Raw genomic sequence first — 255 nt, 5'->3', positions numbered from 1 at the left:
CTGATTTCATCACGCAAAAAGCGCAGGGCATGACCGCAATCCGGGCAGCTCTCCGTCTCCGGCACCAGCCGGATATCTTCACGGGGTAAAGTCGCCGGCAAAGGCTGACGTTTAGGCTGGGCCGGGGGCGCGTTTTCCTTGATATGCAGGCGTGACAGCCGGGTTTCCAGCACCGCGATATCGGTATCGGCATCTTCCTCAAACTGACTGCGTTTGGGACCGGCAGGCAGGGTTTCGCTGTGCGCGCCAAAACGC

The 255-nt window shown here is 60.4% G+C and carries 1 protein-coding gene; it reads right to left on the bottom strand.

What is annotated here, in order from left to right; genetic code table 11:
* The coding region (locus tag EAE91_RS23920; RefSeq protein WP_479687627.1) for a transposase domain-containing protein at positions 1-255 on the bottom strand (255 nt) is incomplete at both ends.

The sequence above is a fragment of the Photorhabdus noenieputensis genome, from assembly GCF_018448935.1.
GTDB lineage: Bacteria > Pseudomonadota > Gammaproteobacteria > Enterobacterales > Enterobacteriaceae > Photorhabdus > Photorhabdus noenieputensis.
Note: the sequence above shows the minus strand (reverse complement) of the source record. Positions and strands in the feature narration are given on the sequence as shown.